At 62.0% G+C, this 24,909-nt stretch carries 14 protein-coding genes and 1 pseudogene; 9 read left to right on the forward strand and 6 right to left on the reverse strand.

From position 1 onward, the window contains the following. Positions 1-120 precede the first annotated feature (120 nt). On the forward strand, positions 121-1,659 hold the full coding sequence (locus MJO58_RS24025) for an amidase (RefSeq protein ID WP_239721224.1): 1,539 nt from the start codon (positions 121-123) through the stop codon (positions 1,657-1,659). Positions 1,660-1,661: 2 nt separating this feature from the next. Here the strand turns inward: MJO58_RS24025 and MJO58_RS24030 are convergent, their stop codons facing one another. Continuing rightward, positions 1,662-2,468 carry a class I SAM-dependent methyltransferase gene (locus MJO58_RS24030; protein ID WP_090606738.1) on the reverse strand — a complete coding sequence of 269 codons (807 nt, stop codon included), beginning with the start codon at positions 2,466-2,468 and terminating at the stop codon, positions 1,662-1,664. Positions 2,469-2,528: 60 nt separating this feature from the next. Further along, positions 2,529-3,230, reverse strand: coding sequence for a M15 family metallopeptidase (locus MJO58_RS24035; protein ID WP_239721225.1), 702 nt, complete (start codon positions 3,228-3,230; stop codon positions 2,529-2,531). A 200-nt stretch (positions 3,231-3,430) separates the two neighbouring features. On the opposite strand from MJO58_RS24035, the gene MJO58_RS24040 reads away from it, so the two are divergent. The 3 genes from MJO58_RS24040 (at position 3,431) to MJO58_RS24050 (ending at position 4,807) form a co-directional block, all read left to right on the forward strand. Next, positions 3,431-3,571, forward strand: a complete 141-nt coding sequence (locus tag MJO58_RS24040; protein WP_239721226.1) for a hypothetical protein — start codon at positions 3,431-3,433, stop codon at positions 3,569-3,571. A gap of 400 nt (positions 3,572-3,971) precedes the next feature. Continuing rightward, positions 3,972-4,298, forward strand: coding sequence for a hypothetical protein (locus MJO58_RS24045; RefSeq protein ID WP_239721227.1), 327 nt, complete (start codon positions 3,972-3,974; stop codon positions 4,296-4,298). A gap of 53 nt (positions 4,299-4,351) precedes the next feature. Continuing rightward, the gene (locus MJO58_RS24050; protein ID WP_239721228.1) at positions 4,352-4,807 is read left to right on the forward strand and encodes a PPOX class F420-dependent oxidoreductase; all 456 of its coding nucleotides are present in this window, start codon (positions 4,352-4,354) and stop codon (positions 4,805-4,807) included. A gap of 4 nt (positions 4,808-4,811) precedes the next feature. Here the strand turns inward: MJO58_RS24050 and MJO58_RS24055 are convergent, their stop codons facing one another. From MJO58_RS24055 to MJO58_RS24065, 3 genes are all read right to left on the reverse strand, one after another. Further along, positions 4,812-5,702 (reverse strand): C1 family peptidase, encoded by an 891-nt coding sequence (locus MJO58_RS24055; RefSeq protein WP_239723432.1) that lies wholly within the window; start codon positions 5,700-5,702, stop codon positions 4,812-4,814. Positions 5,703-6,072: 370 nt separating this feature from the next. Beyond that, positions 6,073-7,362 (reverse strand): hypothetical protein, encoded by a 1,290-nt coding sequence (locus MJO58_RS24060; RefSeq protein WP_239721229.1) that lies wholly within the window; start codon positions 7,360-7,362, stop codon positions 6,073-6,075. 39 nt (positions 7,363-7,401) lie between these two features. After that, complete coding sequence (locus tag MJO58_RS24065) at positions 7,402-10,401, reverse strand: LysM peptidoglycan-binding domain-containing protein (RefSeq protein ID WP_239721230.1); 3,000 nt, start codon at positions 10,399-10,401, stop codon at positions 7,402-7,404. Between the two features lie 223 nt (positions 10,402-10,624). Here MJO58_RS24065 and MJO58_RS28995 point away from each other — a divergent pair. Together MJO58_RS28995 and MJO58_RS24070 are read left to right on the forward strand one after the other, a co-directional pair. Continuing rightward, a pseudogene (locus tag MJO58_RS28995) lies at positions 10,625-10,756 on the forward strand (rolling circle replication-associated protein); the annotation flags it as partial. A gap of 1,098 nt (positions 10,757-11,854) precedes the next feature. Next, positions 11,855-14,437, forward strand: coding sequence for an AAA family ATPase (locus MJO58_RS24070; protein WP_239721231.1), 2,583 nt, complete (start codon positions 11,855-11,857; stop codon positions 14,435-14,437). Positions 14,438-14,671: 234 nt separating this feature from the next. Here MJO58_RS24070 and MJO58_RS24075 read toward each other — a convergent pair whose 3' ends face one another. Further along, complete coding sequence (locus tag MJO58_RS24075) at positions 14,672-17,650, reverse strand: Eco57I restriction-modification methylase domain-containing protein (protein ID WP_239721232.1); 2,979 nt, start codon at positions 17,648-17,650, stop codon at positions 14,672-14,674. A 95-nt stretch (positions 17,651-17,745) separates the two neighbouring features. On the opposite strand from MJO58_RS24075, the gene MJO58_RS24080 reads away from it, so the two are divergent. The 3 genes from MJO58_RS24080 to MJO58_RS24090 all read left to right on the forward strand — a co-directional run bounded on the left by MJO58_RS24080 (position 17,746) and on the right by MJO58_RS24090 (position 24,811). Beyond that, a complete protein-coding gene (locus MJO58_RS24080) occupies positions 17,746-19,359 on the forward strand; it encodes an N-6 DNA methylase (RefSeq protein WP_239721233.1) in 1,614 nt (537 codons plus the stop codon). A gap of 264 nt (positions 19,360-19,623) precedes the next feature. Beyond that, positions 19,624-20,499, forward strand: a complete 876-nt coding sequence (locus MJO58_RS24085; RefSeq protein WP_239721234.1) for an alpha/beta hydrolase family protein — start codon at positions 19,624-19,626, stop codon at positions 20,497-20,499. Continuing rightward, complete coding sequence (locus MJO58_RS24090) at positions 20,474-24,811, forward strand: hypothetical protein (RefSeq protein ID WP_259608729.1); 4,338 nt, start codon at positions 20,474-20,476, stop codon at positions 24,809-24,811. The genes MJO58_RS24085 and MJO58_RS24090 overlap by 26 nt, the downstream gene beginning before the upstream one ends. Positions 24,812-24,909 lie beyond the last annotated feature (98 nt).

Consider the following 24,909-nt stretch of genomic DNA (forward strand, 5'->3'; position numbering starts at 1 on the left):
CACCTGGCCGGCCTGGACAGAGGGAGACGGAATGGCCGACAAGCTCGCCGTCCGATTCCCTGGATTGACCGTTAAGCTGCTGAGACCAGCGACCGGCGACTACCGCCGACGGAGGTCGACATGACGGTTTCCAGGCCATCGCCGGCCGACCTCGACGCTGCTGCTAAGCATTTCGGCTTTTGCCTGGACGCCGACGAGCAGCGGGGTTACCTGGCGGCCGTGACGGAAACGCTGAAGTCCTACGACGTGGTCGATCAGCTCTACGATCGGCTCGACCGCCCGCAGGTGCCGGAACGCGAATACCAGTTCCCGGATCCGGCCGAAAACCGACTGGGCGCCTGGTATGTCACCACCCGGATCACGTCCGGCGCCAACGGGCCCTTGTCGGGTCGGCAGGTGGCGATCAAGGACAACATCGCGGTCGCCGGCATCCCGATGATGAACGGATCACGAGCGGTGGAGGGTTTCGTCCCCGGACTCGACGCGACGGTCGTCGAGCGTCTGCTCTGCGCCGGGGCCACCGTCGCGGGCAAGAGCGTCTGCGAGGATCTGTGTTGCTCAGGTTCCAGCTTCACATCCGCCTCCGGCCCAGTGCGCAATCCCTGGGACACAGATCGCGAGGCGGGCGGATCATCCAGTGGCAGTGCGGCATTGGTGGCCGCCGGTGAGGCCGATCTGGCCATCGGCGGCGATCAGGGCGGATCCATTCGGATCCCCGCCGCTCTGTGCGGCATCGTCGGACACAAGCCGACGCACGGGCTGGTCCCCTACACCGGTGCTTTCCCGATCGAGCGGACGATCGACCACCTCGGTCCGATGACGCGGACCGTCGCCGACGCGGCGCTGATGCTCACCGTGCTGGCCGGAGTCGATGGCCAGGACCCGCGCCAGTGGCCGCCGATACCCACACTCGACTATCACGAAGCGCTCACCGGTGATGTGGCCGGTCTACGGGTGGGCATTCTCGCCGAGGGGTTCGGATGGCCCAACTCGCTGCCGGACTCAGACGACCTGGTCCGGTCTGCGGCACAGCGGTTCACCGAAATCGGTTGCACCGTAAACGAGGTCAACGTGCCCTGGCACCGCAGTGCCTTGCACCTGCTCACCGTGATCCTCACCGACGGCGGCACCTATCAGATGCTGGACGGCAACGGATACGGGCTCGGCGTGCCGGGATTCTATGACCCAGAACTTATGGCGCGCTTCGCAACACAGCGTGCCGCGAAGTCTGACGAATTCTCCAGCACCGTGAAGGTGACGGCACTGTGTGGCCACTACGGGTTGCGCACTCTGGGCGGCGCCACGTATGCGAAGGCGCGCGAGCTGGTGCCGCAGGTGCGCGCGGCCTACGACGCCGCGCTGGCCCAATACGATGTGTTGGTCATGCCGACCGTGCCCGGCGTCGCAAAGGTGCTGCCCGAGGGTAGCCCGCGAGACGTCGCGCTGATTGACCGTGCCCTCGGTAAGGCATCCAACACCGGGCCGATGGATATCACCGGCCATCCCGCGATATCGGTGCCGGCCGGCCTGGTCGACGGGCTGCCGGTGGGAATGATGCTCGTGGGCAAGCACTTCGACGACGCCACCGTGCTCAAGCTCGCCGATGCCTTCGAATCGCTGCGCGGCGGCTTCCCCGCAGCACCGAGGTTCGAATCATAAAGTCATGCGCGGCAGATAATCTCGCCATGCGGCATCGCCAGCCAACCGTCTTTCGCCGCGGCCCACTCCCGCCACGCAGCCGAGATCTCCTCGAGCTGCCCGGCAGTGGCCAGACCGAGCCGCAGAATGTCGCTGGCGATGCCGGAGTGCAGGATTCGGTCGGCCCACATTCCACCCCACCACTCGCGGGTCTCGGTCGTGGCATAACACCAGAGGCTGCCCGTGGGCGTGACGTCGTCGAAGCCTGCTTCCAGTGCCCACGACAGCAGCCGCCGGCCGGCGTCCGGCTCACCGCCGTTGGCACGCGCGGCCTGCTGGTAGACATCGCGCCAAAAGTCCAGTGCCGCAAGGCGGGGATACCAGATGAACCCCGCGTAGTCGGCATCTCGAGCCGCCACTATGCCGCCCGGCGCGCACACCCGTCGCATCTCGCGTAGCGCCCGGACCGGATCGGCGACGTGCTGTAGCACCTGGTGCGCGTGCACGACATCGAACGTGCCGTCGGCGATGTCGAGCCGCTCCACGTCGGCGGCCGCGAACGTGACATTGGACAGGTTGCGCTGCCGGGCCTCGCTGCGCGCCACGTCAAGGACATCAGCGAATTGATCGACGGCTGTGACTGATCCGGGCGCCACGATGTCGGCGAGGTCCGCGGTGATCGTGCCGGGGCCGCAGCCCACGTCGAGCAGCCTCAGCCCCGGCTTCAGGTACCCCAGCAGATACCCCGCGGAGTCCGCCGCGGTGCGCCGCTGATGGCTGCGTAGCACCGACTCGTGATGCCCGTGCGTGTAGCTAGCCCGGTCGTTCACGCCGCAAGCCTACCGACGCGTGGTCACATTATGAAACTCTTGTCTCATATAATGAGACATCTAATCGACGGGGACGTCGAGGATCGGGCGGTCGACACCCGCCCCGGGGCCGTCGAAGTGCCACCACTCACCCGAGTACGGGGACAATCCGCCGTACTTCATCGCGTCGCGCAACCGTGCCCGATTCGCCTGGGCGTCGGCACTGACGCCCTGAGTCGCGAATGCCGTTGCGCGCGGACTGAAATCGTCGAAGTCGGTGCCCATGTCGGCCAGACACAGCCCGCCGGCGTGACGTTCCGGCGAGCACTGGGGTTGCACGCTGGTGAACGTGACATCCACCGAACGTCCCGACTCGTGGCTGTGTGCAAAGGGGCCCGGCCGTGCCACCCAGGCCGGGTTGGGGACCACGTTGAACATCCGGACCTGAACCTCGTGCGGCCGGTAACAATCCCAGAACACCAGCAGATGGCCTTGGGGGCGTAGTGCCGTCGCGGCGGTCGCGAGGCCGGCAGACATGGATTGATGCACCAGACATCGGGCGTCGGAGGGATACAACTGCGTGCCGGTGAAATTGTTGGTCGTCGCGTAGCGCAGGTCGATGATCGCGTCGGGAACGACGGTCCGCACGTCGACGAAACCGGCCGCGCGCGCCGCGTCGCTGACGGGCGGCACGTCGGGGCCGGCCAGCGCGGTCGCCGTTTCGAACACCGCTACCAGGCCGACGACTATCGCAAGCAAGAGCACCACGCGCACACATCGCATCCAGCCATTGTCCCGGCCGGCGACCGATTAACCCGGTAAAGCGCAAACACGTGGCCGATTACTTATCGCCCAAGATAGCCGAACGGCTAGTCTGTGGCCGACGGCCCGAGGGAGCAAGGCGATGACCAAAGCCGGCGTGGGTGTCATGGAACACGATCGATTCGCGTTTCGGCCCAAAGCCTTTGCTGCACGCCGACTACATGACCGGACTAGCGTGTGGGGCCGACTCGTTCTGGGTCGCCGACCATCTGAATTCGGTGCCGCCACCGTCGATGTGGAACACCAGGCACCTCGGCGCCGCCCGAACCCGCCTGATTCACGAAATCCCCGAAGGCAATTAGGGCGGCGGCAACGTCATCTACTACCAGCAAGTGAAAGGCCTTGTCACCGAGGAATAATGCGGCGACACAATTGCCAGTGAACACTCGCGCTCATCGACGGTGTGAGCTGGATTGCACCCACCGCTGCATGTGATTTGCGTAACTGTCTGACAATTATAGGCGTAGTCGTTCACTAATATTGATACGTTCTCAGCTGTATCTTTGGCAGGAATAATGCGTCAGGAAGTAAATGCGAAAATTCACCGCGATGTTGTTCGTTGGAGCCAATATTCTTGCGGCGGCGATATTCTGGGGCGCAACGGGAGTTGCGACGGCGGACGCCAGTTCAGGTGGCTCGTTGGTGCCCTTGACCCCAAAATTCCGGGCGTGCGACTTCACCTGGGCGGTTAATGTTCCGACGATGGGTAAGGGCAGCGGCCAGGCCGTCATTAGCAGGGCGGCAGCCAACAGGGTCGTGGCGCAGGTGGAATTGATTGCCGCCGAGCCGGGAGCCCATTACAACGTCAGGCTGATTCAGTCGCCCCGGACTTCGGCAGGCTGCGGAGCCGGAGACATTGGAGTCAGCGCGGGCGGCCTCGACACCGACGGCAGCGGAGCGGCCACGACGACGCTGGAAGGCCCGATCGCCGCGAATTCCACCGGGGTATGGGTTTTCGTTGACCGCCCCTCGCCGCACTCGCAGACGCCGATTGACTTCTACACCTCGGAAATCGTCACGCCGATCTAGTTGCGCCACAACGCATCTAAGTGATCCTATCCGAGTTCGCTACGCTGGACTTCATGGCTCCCAAGACGGCGACCGCGGACGTGGTCAGCGCTCGGCAACTTCTCGAGTTCATCCGGCCCAGACACAAGATGCTGCTGACCACCTTCCGTTCGGACGGGTCGCTGCACAGCTCCCCGGTGACCGGTGGCGTGGACGAGCAGGGCCGCATCGTGATCGCGACCTATCCGCAGCGCGCCAAAAGCGTGAACATCCGCCGCACCGCGTCGGCGAGCGTGCTCGTGCTCTCTGACGATTTCAACGGCCCCTACGTGCAGGTCGATGGGGACGCCGAAGTAATCGAATTACCCGACGCGCTGGAACTGCTCGTCGACTACTTCCGGGTGATCGCCGGAGAACACCCGGACTGGGACGACTACCGCCGCGCCATGGCCGATCAAGGCAAGTGTTTGATCCGAGTCACGCCGCGCCGCTGGGGGCCCGTGGCCACCGGCGGTTTCCCGCCGAAGTAGGGCCTCACGCCGACTCGGGTACGTAAACGCCTTTTCCCTGAGCCAATTTTTCCAGTGTGTCGTAGGCCATCCAGACGAATCCCTTTTGGCCCCAACGTCTTCCCCAGCTGTTCTGGATCCGGACCGCGCCGGTGGACTTCGTGTATGCATCGTCGTAGCCGACGATGAGCATCACATGGCCGGATTTCTTGCCGTTACGGTCGTGGCTCACCTGCCCATTCCCGACGTAGGGCGTCGGTTGGCCGCGGTAGTGCGGAAAGTCCGTGTAGAGCGAGGTGCCGAAGGCCATCGGCACGCCGGACGCGATGACAGTACGAAGATTGTTCAATCCCTGCGCCCCGGTGATGTGCGTCAACTTGTACTCGGGGACGCGAAAGCCGGGATCCGGCGGGATTGGCTGCGAGCCATACTCCGACCACTCCACTGCGCACGTCGCCTTGGATCCGGGCTTGCGGTTCGGGGCGGCAGCCAGGGACGGAGTCCCGCCATTGGATTGGAGCCAATCCAGGCACTTGGTGATTTGGCCGCCGTGACAGTTGTTCTCAGGCGTTTTGTTTGCGATTTCGTACCGAATGTAGGCGTAGTCGGGTCCGGCCAGCCGGTCGGGACGGGTTGGTGGGATGCGGCTCTTGCGGGCGGCGTAGAACGTCGCGAGGCCGTATACGGAAGCCCATACGAAGCAATTCGGCATCGTCTGACGACCAACCGGGGGTAACCACTCGTCCGGGACATGCGAGGCTGGTGGCACTTCGCCACGGTGCGTCGGCTTTTCCGTTTTTCCGGGTTCTCCGGCTTCGGGATCGTATCCATAGGACGCAAGATCGGCCGGTTCTTCGCTCTGATCTTGGATTTGGTTCGCGGCTTGCTCATGGCCGCTGCACGAGGGCAATGCCACCGCCAAGGCGCCAGCCACCGACAAGCTCAGCATCGAACGCCGGCTGATGCTTGGATCCACGGTTTCTCCTAGGTCAAGCGGCGGGGTTTGCCAACAACGCCTCATAAACCTAATTGCGGGCAACCGCGCTCGCCTGGCGTTGGGGACTCCGATTACCTGGAGGGGGAATGACGTAATGGTGGCCAGGGCCGGGATCGAACCGGCGACCTTCCGCTTTTCAGGCGGGCATTGAGGTGACGCCAATGTGTTTCAGCTGTTCACGTCGGGCTGGCACATGCGAGTTGGACTTGCTGGAGCAGCAGGACAGGCAACCTTCATGCACTTCGCGCTGCGTGCAGGCATGGGCCTACCGGCAGGCCACACCGACCCCTTAACGGCTGGCCGGCTGGGTGAAGAACAGCGGGTCGGCGTGCGCGATGGCATGCGAAAGCATCCCGCGCAAGAACAGCCCATGCCCGTGGGCACCCTTTATGCCGTAGTTTGCGTCAGACCAGCCGCGCTCGGCGTTACCGACAATCACCCCGTTGTTCGGAATGTAGTTCTGGAAGAACGACACCGGAAGACATACCAGACCCGACGACGGATCGGACGTGTACTGATCGGAGGCCATTCCCCGGACCTGACCGGTCTTGGCCTTCAGCGACGCATCCGCCCACGGCGGAGTCTCGAGATTGAACTCAATGCGGTCATCCCAGCCCCGCATCGGCGCTATCGGGGTCATATTGCAGATGTTGTAGTGACTGCGATAGGCGGTGTAGATGCAGGAGCGGCCCCGGGGATTGAGCCGAACCCAGTTGCGGATCGACTCCCACAGCGCGATGAACTTCGGCAGACGTTCGGTATCGTCGTTACCGAGGTTGATGTCGAATGCGTTGACCTGTGCCAGGTTGTTCTCGAAGAAGGTCTTCGACGGTCCGCTTTGATTCGCCATCAACGCGGCAAGCCGGTCCCCGCTGCGGCTATATCCCGAGACCATCACCTTGCCGATGGTGTCGAATTGCGGCGCCTTGTCGGAATTGAGCTGACGGGCGACGAAATCGTAGAGCTCACCTAGGACGGTCTTGAGCGCGACCGGGGTAAGAATGTCGTCGAAGTTTCCTTGATGCTCTGCGACCGGAACGACGTAGGCGAGGTTCGGTTCGCGCTGCGAGACCGCCATGACATGATGCGCGACCGCTTTGAAATCCTGTGCGAGGTAACGGATACCGAGCTTGACGTAGTGTGCTGTGGAGTCGGAAGGACGCTTGCCATCCCAGTACGGCGTCTCCTTGTACTCGGCTTCGTATGTCGGCGGATGAAACAGTACGTGGAAGTTCAGCGGTGACGGAAGCTTGCCGGCTGCCATGCGCGACACCAGCAGGTTGGGGATCCAGACAAAGAGCAGCCGCGTGGTCCCCCGCTCACGATCGAGCACGAACACCCGACCGGCAGCCTTCTGTTTGTTCTTCGACGTCACCCCTGCGGTGGAGTACTTCTTGGCCGAATACGTCCACCCCTCAAGAGCTTTGACGCTGCTGTCGAGGATATGGAAGTCGAAGTTTCGCAACTCGTCACCGGGAAGCAGCATCTCGGGATCGGCGATGAGGGCCCCGGTCGTCTTGTCGGGTACCAGCAGCGGCAGCGGTTGGATGGCCTGCACCGTCGTGCTGACATCTTTCACCGGTGCGCCCCCATCCTCACCCGACCCGTCGTGGCCGGCTCACAGACCCTTGAGGGTGTACTCGGTGGCGACCACCTGGTCGGTGGGCAGAATCTCGGTCCACTGGCTGAACACCTTGAACGGCTTGGCACCGAAGTCGATGCCACCGGCCAGCGGATCGAATCCCTTGGCGAACACCACCTCGGTGGGCAGCGCGACCTGCTGGTTGACACCATTGCCGCCGATGGGAATCGGCTGCAGCGACAGCTCGTTTTCGGCAGCGATCTTGTCGGCGACGATCAACAACACGTCCTCGATCGTCTTGCCCTGGTATTCCGGCGGATCCTGCTGTGGATCAAACGGATAGGGCTCCGACAGACCATCGGTGGCTGCGACCTCCGGGCGCTGCAGCCAGGTGATGGCCTCGCGTTCGCGCCCCGGCCGGATCGGTAGCACCGCTTTGACCCACGGCGAGTTCAAGAATGCATTGCGGTTCGCGTCGCCGTCGAGCTGGATCAGCCATCCCAGCGACGTGCCCAGCGGCGCCGGTGTGGTCTCCTCGGTGACCAGGTAGTAGGGCCTGCCGTTCTTAGTCCCGGGACCACCCGTAGCCGGCGGGGTATCAACGATTGTCGTTGCCTGCAATTCACCGGTGGCCGTCATCGGTACCAGCGGCTGCGGCCGCGGACGCCACCAGTCCGGCGCCACGAAGTACAGCATGGCGTCGACGTCGAAGAAGTACCGGATCAGTTCGGAGGCGACATGGTAATCGTCGTCGGTCCAGCCGTTCTCGTTGCCGTAGAGCCGCGAGATCACCTTGCGGTAGATGATCGTGCGCTCCTCTTCGCGCAGGTCGTCGGGATTGCGCGTTTTGACCTGCCCGCTGAGCTTGAGCCGCTTGCGCAGTGTCGCGTAGAAGAGCGCCTCCTTGGCGGCGGCAACCTGATCGTCGTAATCCTTTTTCGCCGCGGCGTTTTCGTCGTCCACCGCCTTGATCGCCTCCGGCGTCGGCGCATAGACGATGGTGGCTTCGAACGGGATCTGCTTTTGGCCGCCGAAGTTGGCGTGGGTCAACCTCATCGAGAATGTGTTCGCACCCACGTTGGGGTTGGGCATCAACCCCGGGTCGTCGAGCTGATACTTCACCTGCGCGCCCTTGAAGTCGATGCTGCCGATGCTGTCGAGCACGGTGCCCGCCGGTGGCGGCGGCAACTTGAAGTCGAAACTGAACTGGATGATGTCGTCCTTGCCGACGTCGGGACTGAAGATGCCGTGATCGGCGTTGTCGCCGGACAACGAGTAGGTGTCTTCGGCGTCGTCGTCGCCACCCTGATACAGGATGAACGGGATCGACAACTGATAGGTCTTTTCCTGATTGGCAGGCCGCGGCTTCACTTCGGGTTGCTTGAGGCCAGGGTCGAGCGCCGCGGCGGCCTCGTGCACGAACTCGCCGAGCCCCAGCGGGTCACCCGGCCGGTCGACGTAGAGCTGCCAGCACAGTTGCTGGCCCAGATCCTGCACCTGCACAGCGACTTTGCGCATCTTGCGGCTCAGCTCATAGCTGACGAGCCGATCGGTGTTGTTCTGCAGAACGTAGCGCCGGCTGGAGGTGTCGGTCGTCTCGGTCACCGTGCGGAAAGTGGTCTTGTAGTTCTGGCGCACCTCGCTGGAAAGCTTTGAGCTCTGCTCGCGCATGTGCTTGTGTGTGTCCTCCTGGGCTTGTTTGCGCGAGACGTCGAGGTTGAACGTCGAGCTGCCGCTGGCCTGAAAGATCGGGCCCACCCCGCCGCTGGCCGAGGTCGACACACCAAGCTTCATATCGTTGTCGTTATCGGTCTTGACCGCGTCGGACAACTCATCTTGGTCCTTGGCCTCGGTCTCGCTCTTTGTGGTCTCCTCGGTGGACTGCTCGACGGTCCGCTCGACCAGGGTGCGCCGGGTGTTCGCCTCGTAGAGCTCCACCATCCCGCCGGGGCTGATCCAGACATGTCCGACGGGCGGGCCGAGAAACGTGCCGAGCTCGAAAAAGTACTCGCGGAACCGGTGCAGCAGCCCGATCGGCGACAGGAAACTCAACTTCGACGGATGCTGCTCGGCCAGAAATTGCACCGCGGCCACTACCCGCTGCCACTGCGCGAAGGCCGGCGTGAACAGCTGCTTGACCGCGTCGGGCGACGTCTTGCCCAGGTACTGAAGCAGACTCGCAGTCGCCGCCTCTCGGCTGATCAACGCCGCTGAGGCTGGCGCAAAAGCGCCTTCGGCCGCAAGGCGCACCACCGGCCCAGCTGGCTGCGCGTCCGGTGCCGCCGGCGGCGGTGCGTTCAGACCACCCAGCACATCGCGGGTGATCTTGGTCAGGGCGGAATCGTTGCCCTCGGCCAGAATTGACGCCCACCCGTCGCCCAGCCCGTTGCTTCGTACCATCGCCGCGAGCTGACGTCCGACCTGCGAGTCGGTGCGGTCCACCACCTGCGGTGCCCCCAGCTGCGGAACGGGCTGAGCCTGCGTCGTTTCGGTCACATCGCGAATGAGGTTGGCCGCGCGGGTGAGTCGCACGGCCATGCCCTCGGCGACCCGTTCCTGGTGCAGCTGACTGCGCCACCCGATCAACGGCTGATACACGCCGAAGGGCTCGCTCGCGTAGGGCAGGATTGTCTGCGGCGGCGCACCAGGACTCGTGGTTGGACCTGGCAGCGGCGTCGCTCCGGGGCCGGGCCGCGGCGGAATCGTCAGGATCTCACCGGGGTTGATCGCATTGGGATTCTCGATCGCGTTGGCCTGGGCGATCAGCGGGAACATGGTGCCGTCACCGTAGAACCGCACCGCAATGTCCCACAGGGTGTCACCGGCGACCACGGTGTAGGTCGTTGGGCCGGCTGGATCAGGTGTCGGCGGCGCGGGTGGCTCGGGAATCTGCAGCACCTGGCCGACGAAGATCTGGTTCGGATCAGCAAGCTGGTTGGCCTGCGCGATCAACGGGAACATCGACGCGTCGCCGTAGAAATCGCGCGCAATCCCCGAAAGTGTCTCGCCGGCAAGAACAGTGTGTACGCGTGGCATTTCGCCCTCCCCATGCGTGGCGCCGAATTGTGCGCCTTCGTCGGTTCGTAGACCTTGGACGCTAAGGCGATGGGCAAAGCGCCAATAGAGTACTCACCTACTTGTATTTGGAACGACGGCCGGTCGAGCGTGAGGTAGCTTCATCCACTGCTTTGCTGAAATCGCCAGTCGCGGCTGCTTGTTTGGCGCAGGTACAAGTTCTACGGACAAACACAGCGGCAAAACGTCCCACCGCACAGTCCACCGACGACGACGCCTCTGCAACCAAGGTGGACTCGCGAGCGGCTACGTGCTTGTGAATGACGGGCCAGCTTTCGCGTCACAGCTTGCGGCAGCGTTATCGAAGCGGATGTAGGACGGCCAAGGGACTAGCGACGGTGCTCAAGACAGGCGCGGACTTGCAAATTTTAGCGAGCTACGTTCGCAAGCGGCCATTTGGCTGCTGCCGTCGTCTGGCACCCGCAAAACGATGCGGTCGACCGGCGGCGCCGAGCTAAGTCGGCTTAATCAGTGGCGGCCCGACAAGTGGGGCGGCTGTCCTGAGGACAGTTGTGAGCGCAATCGAGCCCGTCATCCACACACTTGCGGATGTAAACAACCACATGAGAACCGCACTTCGACGCTTTTACCCGGCAACGGAACATATTGATGCATGGGGGGTCGGCCTTGACCGCGTGACACAGCCGCATTGGTGGAGGGGGTCGGTGCCCTCCAAATTGGCCGCGCGCGGACGGCTCAACATCGATCTGCTCGGCGGCGGCGACTCACGACACTAAGTCGACCTGCTCGAGCCCTAGAGATCGCCTCAGCGCTTCCACTCCGATGGCGATTCATTCCTTCGGGCTAAGAAAGCGGCAGCGGAGATATGCCTACGCCCTGGCCGTGCCGAATATACAGATGCGTTACGCCTTCCGCTAACCACTTCTGCCCAACGGAGCCAATCTCCAGCGACAATACGACGGGCATGTCGGGGGGTTGGGTGAGAATGGTTTACATGACTAATAGAGGATGGCCGCGTGACCGCTCTGCAGGCCCCGGTGGCGGACTTTCCACGGGTCCCGGCGGTGGCCTCTCCACTGGACCTGGCGGAGGCATGTCGACCCGCCCGGGCGGCGGTCTCTCCACCGGACCAGGCGGAGGCATGTCGACCGGCCCGGGCGGCGGCCTCTCCACCGGACCTGGCGGAGGGCTGAGCTCTGGCCCCGGGGGCGGTTTGTCGACTGGCGGTAAGACGCATTACCGCAGCAACATCCCGCCGATTCATATCTTTGTGCCTTATCTTCGCCAGCATGGCTATGGCTGGGCGGCCGACATGCTCGCTAGTGCGCACAATCTCAAGGCTTGAGAACCGTCGGACGCATGGCCGTGCCCATACGGTTGAGACGCAGAAGCGTCAACCAGTGATGCCACCCCGTTTTCTACACCGGATGTCGCTACCACGTGGGAGGCCCCAGTGACTGCCCATGAGATCTCGGTCAATCTTGCGGATGCGACGCCACGATATCTCCTGGTCGATTGGGCGAACGGCCAGGATGCATGGATACGTCAGCTCACAGCTGAGACGATCCTGTCGCGTCAGGCACCCAGTGAAGAGCTTCTGGACGAGGTCTACAGGACATTCTTAGGCGAGAAGGGCCTGGGCGAAGCCGAACCGGAAATCCCGACCCTGGAGCTCTCGGCCGCTGAGTCCTCAGAAGAAGAGATATTGGAACTTGTCAGCCTGGCCGGAGTCGAGGGTGTTAATGCTCTGGCCACCGGCCAACACCTGGAGTTCGACCCCGACTTGACGATCCTCTTCGGACAGAACGGGTCGGGCAAAACCGGCTACGCACGCATCCTCAAGCGCATTTCCGCGGTCCGCACTGCAGAAGACATCCTGCCCAATGCGCATGTCGTACAGCAAGATTCGCCTCCGCCTCCCTCAGCGCACATCGCCTATCGCTTGTCGGGAAGCAACCTCTCCGTGCACTGGTGCAATGAGGTTGGACTTGCGCCTTTTACTCGCATTAGCGTCTTCGACGCGGGTGCGGTTGCGCTTCACGTAGACAACGACCTCGGATACGTTTACACGCCAGCCGAGCTTGCGCTGTTCGCGCATGTAGCTGCCGGTATACAAGGCGTTCAACAGCGCATTGCCACGGAAGCTACGAGTTTGTCGCCCGGGAGCAACCCGCTGCTGTCGAAGTTCACTCGTGGGACGCGGGTATATCCGCTCATCGAAACGCTCGGGTCAACAACCGATCTCGGCGAACTCGACGCCATGGCGACCCTCCCGGAAAACTTAGAGGCAGACCGCGAACGCCTTGAAAGTGAAGTCGCAGCGCTGCGATCCAACACGTTGGACGCTCTCGTTGCGAACGCGCAAGAGACGGAACGCCACCTGAACCGCCTTCATTCGGTCCTAACCTCGGTGACGAGTTTCAACGAGGACGTATACGAGGCTGCCAGGGCTGGGTTGGAAAACGCAGAGAGGCGGCGGGCAGAATCGCGCGAGCAACTCTTCAGCCCCGACGAGCTACCCGGGCAGCCTGATGAAAACTGGCAGGAGTTCGTCATAGCAGGTGACAACTATCGCCAGCATCTCGGCCGCGAACACTACCCGCGCGATGGTGACGCATGCCTGTATTGCATGCAGGAGCTAAGTCCAGCTGCTTTGAATCTCCTAAGCCGTTATCGCACCTTCCTAGATCAGACGCTCATCCAGCAGGTCACGAAAGCCAAGACCGCTGTCGAAAATGCTGCCTTGGTCCTCGATGCGACGGAAGTGGCTCGCGCCACTGAGTTTGCGACCGAGCAACGCGATGGAGAACGCCCTCCAGCTTGGGCTGCCGCGGCAGTTGAAGCCTTGGACTTGGCTCGAACCACCGCACACGAAACCAACCAAGCAAAAGCTTTGTCGGAGAGCGGAACCGCGATCAAGGCGAGTGCTTCAGCTGCTGCGCTGGCGCCGCTACTGGCGTCGGCTTCTGCTACTGCCAAGCAGTTAGTCAATAATCAGGCGAACGCTGTGACCGCACTCGCGGAGAAGCAGAAGGAGCTCGCCGAGCTCACGGCGCGTCTGGAACTCAAGCGCAATCTAGCCGTCGCGCGCGACTACGTCCGTCGTGCCAGGCGGGCGGAACAACTCAATAAGCTCTCGCGTGTCATTTCAAACGGTGCCGCCAAACAGCTCACGGCACAGTCGAAGCTAGCGAGTGAAGACCTCGTAAATAGGAACTTCGAGACCCTCTTCGTGGAGGAATGTGAACGGCTGCGAGCACCGCAAGTAGCGCTGCGTTTTCAGGGACGGAGCGGACAGGCCCAACGGAAGAAAGTCGTCGCGAAGTACAAGCCGTCATCGGTACTGTCCGAAGGGGAACAGAAGGTTCTTGCCCTGGCGGACTTCCTCGCCGAAAGCCGGATGCGTGGCACTAAGGCGCCGCTCGTATTCGATGACCCTGTAACCAGTTTGGACTACCGTCGTCTCGACGAGGTCGCGGCAAGAATTCAGAACCTTGCCGAGACTCATCAAGTCATCGTTCTGACCCACAACATCATGTTCGCGTCAGCCCTTATCTCGGTGCGGCAGAACAAGAAACTCCGGTCGAAAATCTACGAGGTTCGTGACGGTGGGGAGACCAAGGGGATCCTGGCGCCCGACGTGGAGCCACGTCTCGACACGCCGGCCGATTTAGCCAAGAGGATCAACACGAAGTTGCAGGAAATTCCGAGTGCCGAGCCCGTCGTCCAGGACGCACTGATCAAGGAGACGTACGATCTCATCCGTGCCTGGTGTGAGGCATTCGTGGAGCAGGAGCTGCTTCAGAACGTTACTCAGCGTTATCGCAAGAACATCATGATGACGCGCCTGTCGAAGATCGACACCAGCCGCCTCGACGCCGCGGTCGCAGTCATCGAGCCACTGTTTGACCGGGCCTGCGAACGTATGACCGGCCATGCGCATGCCGCGGAATACATGAGCACCAAGCCCACCGTCGGAGAGTTGCAAGAAGATTGGGAAAAGGCAAAGGCAGCCCGTGCCGCCTACATCGCATGACCGGAGCACTAGTCGGGCTGATGACTGGATAAGTGCACACTGTCCGGCGGAGTCGTGGCGGTCAAGGCCGGGGAGCCTCTTGACGCCGGCACAATCCCGGGGTCGGATTCCCACTGGACGATGTGTCACTGAGAACTTTCTCATGACCAGGAGCCAGACGCCGAATGTATTGTCGCCTCATAGCGTTTCCGCTGGCCAGTCGAGCGCGTCTATGAGCCGGTCGATCACCGCACCCTAATCGTCCGCAACGGCAAGCATGTCTTCCGCGGTTAACCCGTAGCCCAAAGAGACGACGTTGTTGACCTTGTGTCGGAGTACCTCATGTCTGCCCCTTAGCGTTGTACTTATCGCTGTGTCGTCTTCAGTGCGCAGGCGAACTTGGATGTTTTGCATCTCGGTGACGTCATTTTCGATTTGCCGCTGGGCCGCATCGGAAAGCCTTGGGATGGGCACGTTCTTTAAGAACTCTTTTCGATGAACGAGATACGAACCGCGATACGCCCGGCCGCGCGATGCAATATACGCATCGACGGCAGGATGCGACAGAACAGCCTGGATCACACGAATTGAGTACGGACAGTTCTGCGTCGGGCGCAAAAAGTAGTACGGCCCGCCGTCCCCTCCGCCCGGGGCAACGAGGCCTTCGTCATCTAGGACGTACTGAGGCGTTAATGACAGGACTCGCAAAATGAGCTTAGGTTCGTCAAGTTTGGTCAATGATTGCGAGCGACCGTATGCCCAGAATCGATCTCCCGGGTCCGGCGTAACGTCGCGTGCAGCGAGAGCGGCGTGCTTGCGGGTGAGGTAGTCCAGCGCCTTCGGAAAATCGGCCGCCATCCTCTGGGCCGAGTGCAGCGTTGCGGTACCGCGTTTCCGACCCGGTGGGGGCGGCGTGACTTCGTACGGGAAAATAACCTGAGCGTCGGGCTCAGGGTTGCGGCCGTATGCCTGAAACCGTCTGTCTTGCACAGCGTTTCGTATAATACCCCGCTCGATCTCATAGAGCTGTCCGGTACCGGGGTCTCGAAACTTTACAGTCTCGTCAGTCGATCCCGGTAGTGGCTTTATGAAGAAGACCTTGTCGCAAGACGTTTGAACCCCAACAAATACGTCCACCCAGTCGTCATCGCAGAGCCGAGCAATCGCAGAGTCTTCCATTTTTCGGAAGACGTTGGCGCGCGCCTCGTTCATGATCGGCCATACTTCGGTGCCCAACGAGGCTCTGTCGATCTGCGCTAGATCAACGCCGCCTGAATCCCGCCAGGCCTTGAGATCGTGGACGAGCTCTAGCTGTGCCGGATCGCTGGACGGCGGTCCGACGAAGATCAAGGCGGTATAGGTGGTTCGCCCTTCGAAGACTTGCTCCTCGCCGAAGTGGACCAGCCGGAGCAATCGCGGTCCGAGCAACCCACGCATCGTTCCGGCCGGCACAAGGTTGGTGAACCGGTTGGGCAGGATGTAGGCGAGGTACCCATCGGCAGCAAGGAATTTGAATGCTCGCTCGACGACGAGCTGGTAGACGTCGAAGTTGTGCGATAGTGCGCTCTCGTAACCGCTTCGCGCGTCCTGGAAGTACGTCAGTTGGTCCGGCATGAACTCCGACAGCGTCTGAATCCGGACATACGGAGGATTGCCGACGATCAGGTTGAACCCGCCGTTGTGCAACACGTGGCTGAACTCGGACGTCAGGTCGAGTGGCGCGACTGCGGCTCGGCGCTCTGGGATGACAGCGGCGCTCGGAACCAGGTCGTCAAAGTCGGATTCGATCAGCGCGTTACCAACGAGCAAATTTTTCGACAGATCAGGGAGCAGATCTCGGCCACGGCCTAAGTCGATCACCTCATCGCCAAGGACCGCCAGTAAGAGGCTGAGCTTAGTAACCTCGACTGCTGCGCCGTCGATGTCGACGCCGAAAAGGTGGTCTTTGACAAGTGCCGCGCGCTCAGCGAGGGCGACGTTATTTCCTACTGCGACTTCTGCATCGACGAGGCGCTCAAACGTCTCAATCAAAAACGACCCGGACCCTAGAGTGAGATCGAGTATACGAAGGCCTGCCGGGACCGGCTGCTGCGGTACGAGCAGATCGCTTAAGCCTCCGGCTACTAGATGCTGTACAACCCAAGCGGGCGTTGGGACGATACCTCCCGCGTGGGTCAACTCCGGCTTCTGCGCAAGGGACACTCTTCGTAGCTCATCCAGCTCGACCCGCTCGGCTAGGTATTGTTCGTAGACTGCTGCGAGGATGTCAGGTCGCAACACGCCAAATGCGAATTTGCTTCTCGGCCAATACATCTCGCGGATGACCGACGTGAGCGCTGCATTGGTGTATTTGGTGGTGGTCAAAACGTCGAATAGCCCTGCATTGAAGGTCCGGTCTGCCGACCGAAACACGTCGAGCAATGTGTCCGACTGAGCCGAGGTGAGAAGCGCTTCGTATTGCCCGATGTTGCGGTCTTCACATACTCGGAGAAATAGAAGCGCATTAAGCAATCGCTGAGTCCGGCGACCTATCTCGCTGGCCAGCAGGTCGGGGTTGCAAGACGCGACATCCGACGCGAGGACAAGTCTCCAGCTGCGGAACTGAGCGAGGAAGGACCGGTCGAAAGTAGAGGTTCCCCGCGGAGGTTCAGCGTAGGAATACAGGCCGTAGTAGTCGTCGCCGGTCACGGACTCAAACGAAAGGTGTAACCACAGGTGATCGAACCGGTCGACGTACTCCGACAGCTTGATTCTGCCGCCCGGTATTACCGCGACGTCAGGGCTGTCCCCAACATGGGGCTCGATCGTGGTGTCATATATAACCGTTTCGGCGACATTGGTGAGGACAGCAGCCGGTAGTCCGAGGGACCAACCGTATGAACGGGTCTGTCGTGCGGCATCCACACCGGTGGCGAGGGTGACGGACGGCTTTTTCGCCTCGACAGGCAGACGGTCCTGTCCGTGACGTCGAAGCCGGTAGTCCGGTCGACCGCCTACGTCGCTTTCGCTTCCCCGTTCGAGGACGACCTCACGCCGAACTTGTGGCAACCCGGCGTCGTTATGAACGTCCCATCCAAAGATGCGGAGGAACCGGTCGATGAACTCACCCCGGGCCTCGGCTTCCGTATAGCGAGAGTTGACCGCCTCGAGGTCAGCTGATTGCCGTTGGTAGTCGCCGACAAACTGAGCCATTGCGGCCCGCGCTTCCTCCTTCGATAGGCGCTGGTAAGGCATACTCCGACCGTAGGTGCTGTGTAAGTGTTCAGTGTGCGGCGCGCCGACCGCATCGATAACCGCTGTTGTCGGACCTACGGGTGAGGATGGTCGCTATGGCGAAGTTCGCGGCGAAAGCTGCTCCCGAGGGCGACAAGCTGCGAGGCGGCTACTACACCCCCGATCCGATTGCTCGCTTCATCGCGGGCTGGGTCGGCGCGAACGGCGGTCACGTTCTCGAACCTTCGTGCGGGGACGGCGCGATCCTTCGCCACCTAGTCACGATGTCCAATGCTCGAAAAATCACGGCGGTAGAGCTCGTCTCGGACGAAGCCAAGAAGGCGAGGGCCAAGACGAGTGTGCCAGTTGTAGTCGGGGATTTCTTCTCTTGGTTTGAGCCGCGCCGCCACGGCACCTTCGATGCAGTGGCAGGCAACCCGCCTTACATCCGTTTCGGCTCGTGGGAAGCGACGGCAAGGGAACCGGCACTCGCGCTGATGCGCGCGCAGGGAATGCGTCCAACCCGCCTTACCAACGCGTGGGTCCCGTTCGTTGTAGCGTCTGTCCTCGCGGTGCGCCCCGGCGGCCGCATTGGTCTCGTATTGCCCGCCGAGCTCCTGCAAGTTGGGTATGCGGCGGCACTGCGGTCGTACCTGATCGACGAATGCATCTCGATCACCCTCGTATCGTTTAAACAGCTTGTCTTCCCGGGGATTTTGCAAGAGGTTGTGCTACTGCTCGCCGTCCGTGGCACCGGGCCTGCCGAGATCAGAACCGTTGAGCTGCCGAATTCCGACGCCTTGAACGGCTTTGACGGGGCTACGAAGGCTGCAGCCCGAGCCCGCCTCCATGAATCAGAGAAATGGACAAAGTACTATCTGGGCAGTAACGCTATTCGCTTGATCCGCCGAGTTCGGGAAAGCGGTCGTCTTCACCCGCTGAGCCGGTATGCGGAGGTCGATGTCGGAGTCGTGACAGGCAGAAACGCATTCTTCTGCTTGTCTTCCGCCGAAGCTAGCCAGCGTGGGCTCATGAAAATGACAATGCCGCTGCTATCGCGGAGTGTGCAGGCACCCGGCCTAAATTTCACGACCCAAGACCTTGAAGCGCCAAATCCCGCAAATGCACCCAATAGACTCCTTGCCATCCCGCCCGGAATTGATTTGCGTCGCAACAAGATGCTGGCCGCGTACCTCGCGGAGGGTGAATCCGACGGTGTCCCGGACGGGTACAAATGCCGCATTCGGCGGACCTGGTGGGAAGTTCCATCTACGTGGGTGCCTGACGGATTCATGCTGCGGCAGATAAGTACACACCCGCGCCTGATCGCAAACCTGGCGGGAGCAACGAGCACGGATACCGTACACCGCGTCCGCGTCGCAGAAGGCGTGGAAATCGAGCGCCTAGCAGCTGGCGCATTCAACTCAGCCACCTTCGCGCTCTCGGAGGTCCTGGGACGAAGTTACGGCGGCGGAATCCTTGAGTTGGAGCCCAGCGAGTGCGGACACCTGCCGGTCCCCGACCCAGCGCTCGTGCCCGCCACGCTCCACCAGAAGGTTGACGAGCTACTACGCGAGCGCCGAATGGATGACGCATTAGACCTCGTCGATGAGGAGGTATTAATCGAACGGCTTGGATTCGACAACGACCATGTGGCTGCGATGCGGCGAGCCTGGATTGCATTGCGCGACCGGCGCAAGGGCCGAGCGAAACGGATTAAGTCCAAGTGAGAGTCGCTGGATGGATCTACGAGTCGACACAAGCTGGCGGACTTGCGAATTGAGGGTCCCTGGTCGGCGAACGGACGGGAAGCGTAAGCGGCACGACAGTCGAACAAGTTGCCGCAGGATTTTGTGCCCACATCGGACGTTCCCGCGAAAATATTCGGGTGCGGGGCGTATATTCGTTTGTCGCATGTTCGCCATTTCCGCCTTTTAGGTGTCGCGACGCGGCATCACGGAGACGTCGAGTGCGGTGCGAGGAAGGAGCGGATCGTGGCGCGGGTGGTCGGTGTGCACGGGATAGGACACCAGTGGGATGCGTCTGAAACGCTCACCAAGGTGTGGGCTCCGGCAATGGTGGGCGGTGTCGAGGAGGCCGGCGGATTGTTGTCCGAAGCCGACGTCACGGTCGCGTTCTACGGCATCGTTTTTCGCCCGCCCGGCCGCAAGTTGGGCGATGACGCCCCGATAGATCCGGAAGAGCTGGACGACTTCGAGAAGGACCTGCTCATCCAATGGTGGTATGCCGCGGCCGCACGTGACCCCTACGTTGACAGCCCGGACGCCCGAACCCTCGGTGCCCCCGGGTTGGTGCGGGCCGCGCTATTGGCGTTGTCGAATTCACGGTTTTTCGCTGGCGTGACGTCCAAAGCGATGTCCGGCAATCTGCGCCAAGTTCGTGATTATCTCCATAACGACAAAATCCGACAAGATGTTCGGCAGCGAGTAGTCGATGCCATAGGCTCCGACACCACAGTGTTGGTGGGTCATTCGCTGGGCTCGGTCGTAGCCTACGAAGTACTGTGCAATAACCCAAACCTGCCGGTAACTACGCTCGTCACTCTGGGCTCGCCACTAGGAATACCCAACCTCATATTCGATAAGCTCGATCCCGCACCCACGCCTAAGCCCAAGCCCAAGCCCAAGCCCAAGGGTTCCACTGATCCGCGAGGACAGTGGCCGGCTGGCGTCACGACGTGGACCAACATTTCGGACTCGGAAGATGTCGTCGCCCTTCAACCGGATCTCAGGCCTCTGTTCGGGTCGCGGGTCACCAACTGGGTCATTGACAACGGCGACGAAGAGCACGGCATCAAGCGTTATTTGACCGCCCGCGAGACCGGTGCGGCCATCGCTGCGGGACTGTAGCAGTGAGGGTTCGCTTGGGCGAATCCGCAAGGACGCCGTGCGATATCTCCTGACGTGTGCCCTGTCAAGGATCACGCTTCACCCAGACTTGAATCGAGCGGAGCTCGCCGACGATGTCGCGCGGATGACCGCCCTATTCTGTGTCGCGACACATGCGGACACCGAAATGTACCAACATGTCCGGATCACGGCGGCAGGCCGAAGCCCCAACGCCCAGACGTTATTGCATGACCTACGCAAGTTCGCGCGGGCGCGGACAAAAGACGACTACGTCGTCGTCTATCTGACAGGACACGGCTATATCCGGGACGACGACTTCGTCCATGTCCTGCTGGCCAAAGACAGCGACAAGAACGACCTTCACATCCGGGCCGTCAAGCCCTCCGACGTCGTTGAGCTTCTTCTCGCAGGCACCGAAATACGCCGGCTACTGCTGATCCTAGATACCTGTTACGCCGGCGAGGGCGGCGAAAGCGCCGTCGCCGACGCGATCCGACGAATCGACGGCGCAAAATACAGGCATGACAGCGGTGTGATCGTCATTGAATCGGCACGTCCCACCGAGCAGGCAAACCCAGGCTTGTTTACCCAATGCCTGAAGCGCGCGATGGAATCGGAGGACGTGGCCGGCTCAGCGGTTCCATGGTTGGACCTGGCGGCGGTTATGGAGGCGATCGAATCTGATCCGCAACGAAGGCTCAGTCAGTCGCCTCGATGGAATTCATTGGGGATCCCGGGCCGGTTGCCAGATTTCCTGCCAAATCCGCGGTTTCGCAGAGGACTCGTCAACGCCGATCTCCTCGAGCAAGAACGGCTACGGGACGCCGAACGTCGCGGCGATAGCGCCATCGCGCGGTTCACGCCTGCTGCCCGTTGGTTCACCGGGCGCCGCGCGGCGTTGCAAGCCATCTCGCACTGGCTGCGCGACGACCGCGAACCCCAGTGTCTGATAGTCACGGGAAACGCCGGCTCGGGCAAGACTGCGCTGCTGGCCATGATCGCCCTGCTGGATGATCCAGAGCGCGCCCCCAGCGTCCCGCAAGACGGCCTACCCACAGAGGTCTCCGTTGGCCAACGGCTCATTTCGTACGTGATCGACGTGGGCACTTTGACGACCAGCAATGTCCTGGACCAGTTTGGCCAGCGCTTCGAATCTCAATCGGCGTCACTGACAAGCCTGTTAGCTGATATCTGCAACCGGAAGGGCCCCGCCGTCACCGTCCTGATCGACTCGATCGACGAGGCAGCCGACCAGGAAGATTTGGCAACGCAGTTGCTGCTACCGCTGATTGCCGGTACGCGCGGCCGGATGCGATTTGTGCTCGGGACGCGCCCGGCGCTGCTCACCGACACTCTGCTACGTAGCACCGCGCTAGGCAGGCGTACCGAAGTGGACCTGGACGACACACAATACGCCGATCCGGACAGCATTCGCAGCCACGTCCTTCGGATTCTGCGCAGCGACGACACCTTGGACTCCACCTACAAACCCTCGGGGGTGTACCGCACCGCACTGGCCAGGCAGGTCGAGGGTGTCGCTGAGGCGATCGCGGGTGCTGCCGACACGTCATTTTTGATCGCGCGGATCATTGCGACCACCGAATCGACCCGCGATGAGGTGGCCGATCCCGATGACAAAGCGTGGCGGGCGGCGCTACCGAAGCGGGCAGCCGATGCGATGGAGCGTGACCTCCAGGTTCGACTCGGCCAAGACGCCGCTCTCGCACGCCGACTGTTGCTCCCACTTGCTTACGCGCAAGGCCCGGGTCTTCCGTGGGAGGACATCTGGCCACAACTCGCTCAGCGCCTTACCCCCGGAGAGCCCGTGACGGCCGAACAGCTGATCTGGATGAGACGCGCGGCCGGCTCCTACGTCGTCGAAGGCAATAGCCAGGGGCGTTCCGTCTATCGGCTCTACCACCGATCGCTGGCGGATCACCTGCTCGACGAGCGCGACACCCAGGCCGATCATCGCGCGATCGTCGAGACGCTGCTGGCCGCAGTGCCGTACACATCCGGAGCAGGGCGCGACTGGACATCAGTGCACCCATATCTCGCCGACCACCTACCTACACACGCCGCGCAGGGTGGCGTGCTCGACGACCTGCTCACCGATCCCGGGTTCCTTCAGGCGGCCAATGTTATCTCGCTGCTGGATGTCGTTTCTCGGGCGACCACCGACGAGGCGCGGATGGCGGCCCAAGCTTACGAGCGTGCCGCAGCCCGCCAACAGCAGGAACCTGAAGCGCTGCACATCGCTGCGCTGCAAGTCGCAGCGGCGCCACTGGCCCAGCGGCTGCGCCAGCTGCACACTGCCGAAAACCGCCGATGGTGCCCGAAGTGGGGATTCTGGGCAGCGCTGCGCGATACGGGGCGCAGCATTGGCGAACTCGACGAACCCGCCCGGTCGATTTTCGCCGTTCCCACCGCCAACGAGCCCGCGGTTGTCATCTCGACCGAGCATCGCATTGAGTATTGGACACTACATCCACCGCTGCGCCGCGCGGGACAGGGTTTCGATCAGTCCGTGAGCTGCGCCGGGATGTGTTCGTGGAACGATCAACCGGCCGTAGCGGTAGGCCGCGAGTCCGGCTGGGTCGAAATTTACACCCTCCCCGATATGCGCCCCGCCACTAGCTGGTCGGCCCATCGGCGGTCAGTGAAAGCCCTTGCCGGCGTTGACAATCAGTCCTGGCTCATCACCGGGGACGAAGACGGCACCATAAAAGTGTGGTCGATTCCTGGCCAGATCGAGCTCAAAGAGAGAAAAAGCGCGCACAGAAACATTCACCAAATGCAAGTTCTCACGCGGGACAGCGGCCACATCCTTATCACATGCGGGGACGCCTGGTGCGAGCCTAATCAACGCGATGATCTCCCGACCGTGGCGGCATGGAGGCTGCCGTCGCTCGCCCCGCTGGCCGCCCACCTGCAAGATGACAACAACCGCTACATCCACGGCGTGGACGCAGTCACCACCGGCGATGTCGTCCGGATCCTAGCCTATTACGCTTACCACACCGCCGTCCTGATTCTTCGGGACGGCGATGACCCCGCCATTACCCTCGAACATCGGATTGATGACGTGTCCACCAGCCGCGCCTTCATACCTCTGCGCGATGGCGCCGGAATCCTTTGTCGCAAATACGATCTTTTACCAATGCGGTTCCCGCACGGACCCAACGAGCGGATTCTCACGGACTCCGCAGTCGAGATGGACCCGCAATGGTGGTGCGGGCCATTCCTGATCAAGGGTGAAGAGTTTCTCGCAGGTTGCCATCGCATGATCCGGCTGTGGCGCACATCCAGGATGGTGACGGGGCCGTCCGTTCCGGACGGCCCGCAACTCCACGGCCGCGCAATGGTTTTCAGCGCCGTCTGCCACGGCCCCGGTGTGCTCTACGCCGGGTCAGCAAGCGGCGAAGTGACCACCTTTCACGCCGAGTCCGGGCAACTCGTGGACCATCGCGCAGTTCAAGATAGCGAGATGATGGCGCTTTGTAGCGTGGTCCTCCCGTCAGGCCGCACGGTCTTGGTGCAGCTCACCGCCAACGGGTGGATCGTCGGAGCAGATGGCACGACGCGGGACGGTTTATGGTCGCAGCAGTTGACACCGTTCACGGCCTGGGCGCTTGCCACAGCGCAGCTGGATGGCAGACCGATCATAATCGTCCCGACGCAAGTTTCCGGTCCCGGCGCCACCGCCAGATGGTGGGGCTGCATCCTGATGGACGCCGAGACCGGCAAGGCACTGGTGACTCCAACTCCATGCGGCTTCCGCCGCTTGGAGTTGGAGACCTTCCAGGACAAGACCCTGACATGTGTGGCGGCAACGGAGATTCGCGGCTCAACCGTCGTCGCGACCGGCGGACAAGCCAAACGAGTGGCCCTGTGGTCACTGAGCAAGCTCCCAGTGCCCATCGAACTGTCGCCAAGCAGCGACAGCCCGATCCAGGCGGTCGCCTTCGGACCCGGAATTCTGGTGTCCGGCGCCGAGGATGGGACATTGGACTGTTGGGATACAAAGGCGTGGGACCCAAAGACGTTGGACTACTGGGTTTCAGAAAAGCGGGACCCCCTGTGGACGGTCCGACAGGCCCATCCACATTTGACCAGCCTGACGACGACCGTCGCCGACGGTCGACAGTTGGTTGTCAGCGCCGGCCGCGATCGCGTCATCCGTATGTGGGGGATCGACGGCACGCCAATCAATTCGATCAACATCGACGAAGAAATCTTGTCGCTGGACGTCACCGTGGATGGCCGATGCGCAGTCGGCACCTACCGCGGTGTACTCGAATTATCGTTGTGATGATGGTCGTACCTTCAGCTTTGGTCGTGTGAGACGGGTGCTTAAGAACGAGGCAACCTGCCGAGGTCCGGTAAGCAAGAGTACAGGCGAACAGCGGT

Source organism: Mycobacterium lentiflavum, assembly GCF_022374895.2.
Taxonomy (GTDB): Bacteria; Actinomycetota; Actinomycetes; order Mycobacteriales; family Mycobacteriaceae; genus Mycobacterium; species Mycobacterium lentiflavum.

Excerpts from the sequence above, each read along its gene's own strand:
- MJO58_RS24050 (WP_239721228.1), top strand. The coding sequence starts at position 4,352 with ATGGCTCCCAAGACGGCGACCGCGGACGTGGTCAGCGCTCGGCAACTT.
- MJO58_RS24045 (WP_239721227.1), top strand. The coding sequence starts at position 3,972 with ATGGGTAAGGGCAGCGGCCAGGCCGTCATTAGCAGGGCGGCAGCCAAC.
- MJO58_RS24075 (WP_239721232.1), bottom strand. The coding sequence starts at position 17,650 with ATGCCTTACCAGCGCCTATCGAAGGAGGAAGCGCGGGCCGCAATGGCT.
- MJO58_RS24035 (WP_239721225.1), bottom strand. The coding sequence starts at position 3,230 with ATGCGATGTGTGCGCGTGGTGCTCTTGCTTGCGATAGTCGTCGGCCTG.
- MJO58_RS24065 (WP_239721230.1), bottom strand. The coding sequence starts at position 10,401 with ATGCCACGCGTACACACTGTTCTTGCCGGCGAGACACTTTCGGGGATT.
- MJO58_RS24080 (WP_239721233.1), top strand. The coding sequence starts at position 17,746 with ATGGCGAAGTTCGCGGCGAAAGCTGCTCCCGAGGGCGACAAGCTGCGA.
- MJO58_RS24040 (WP_239721226.1), top strand. The coding sequence starts at position 3,431 with ATGACCGGACTAGCGTGTGGGGCCGACTCGTTCTGGGTCGCCGACCAT.
- MJO58_RS24025 (WP_239721224.1), top strand. The coding sequence starts at position 121 with ATGACGGTTTCCAGGCCATCGCCGGCCGACCTCGACGCTGCTGCTAAG.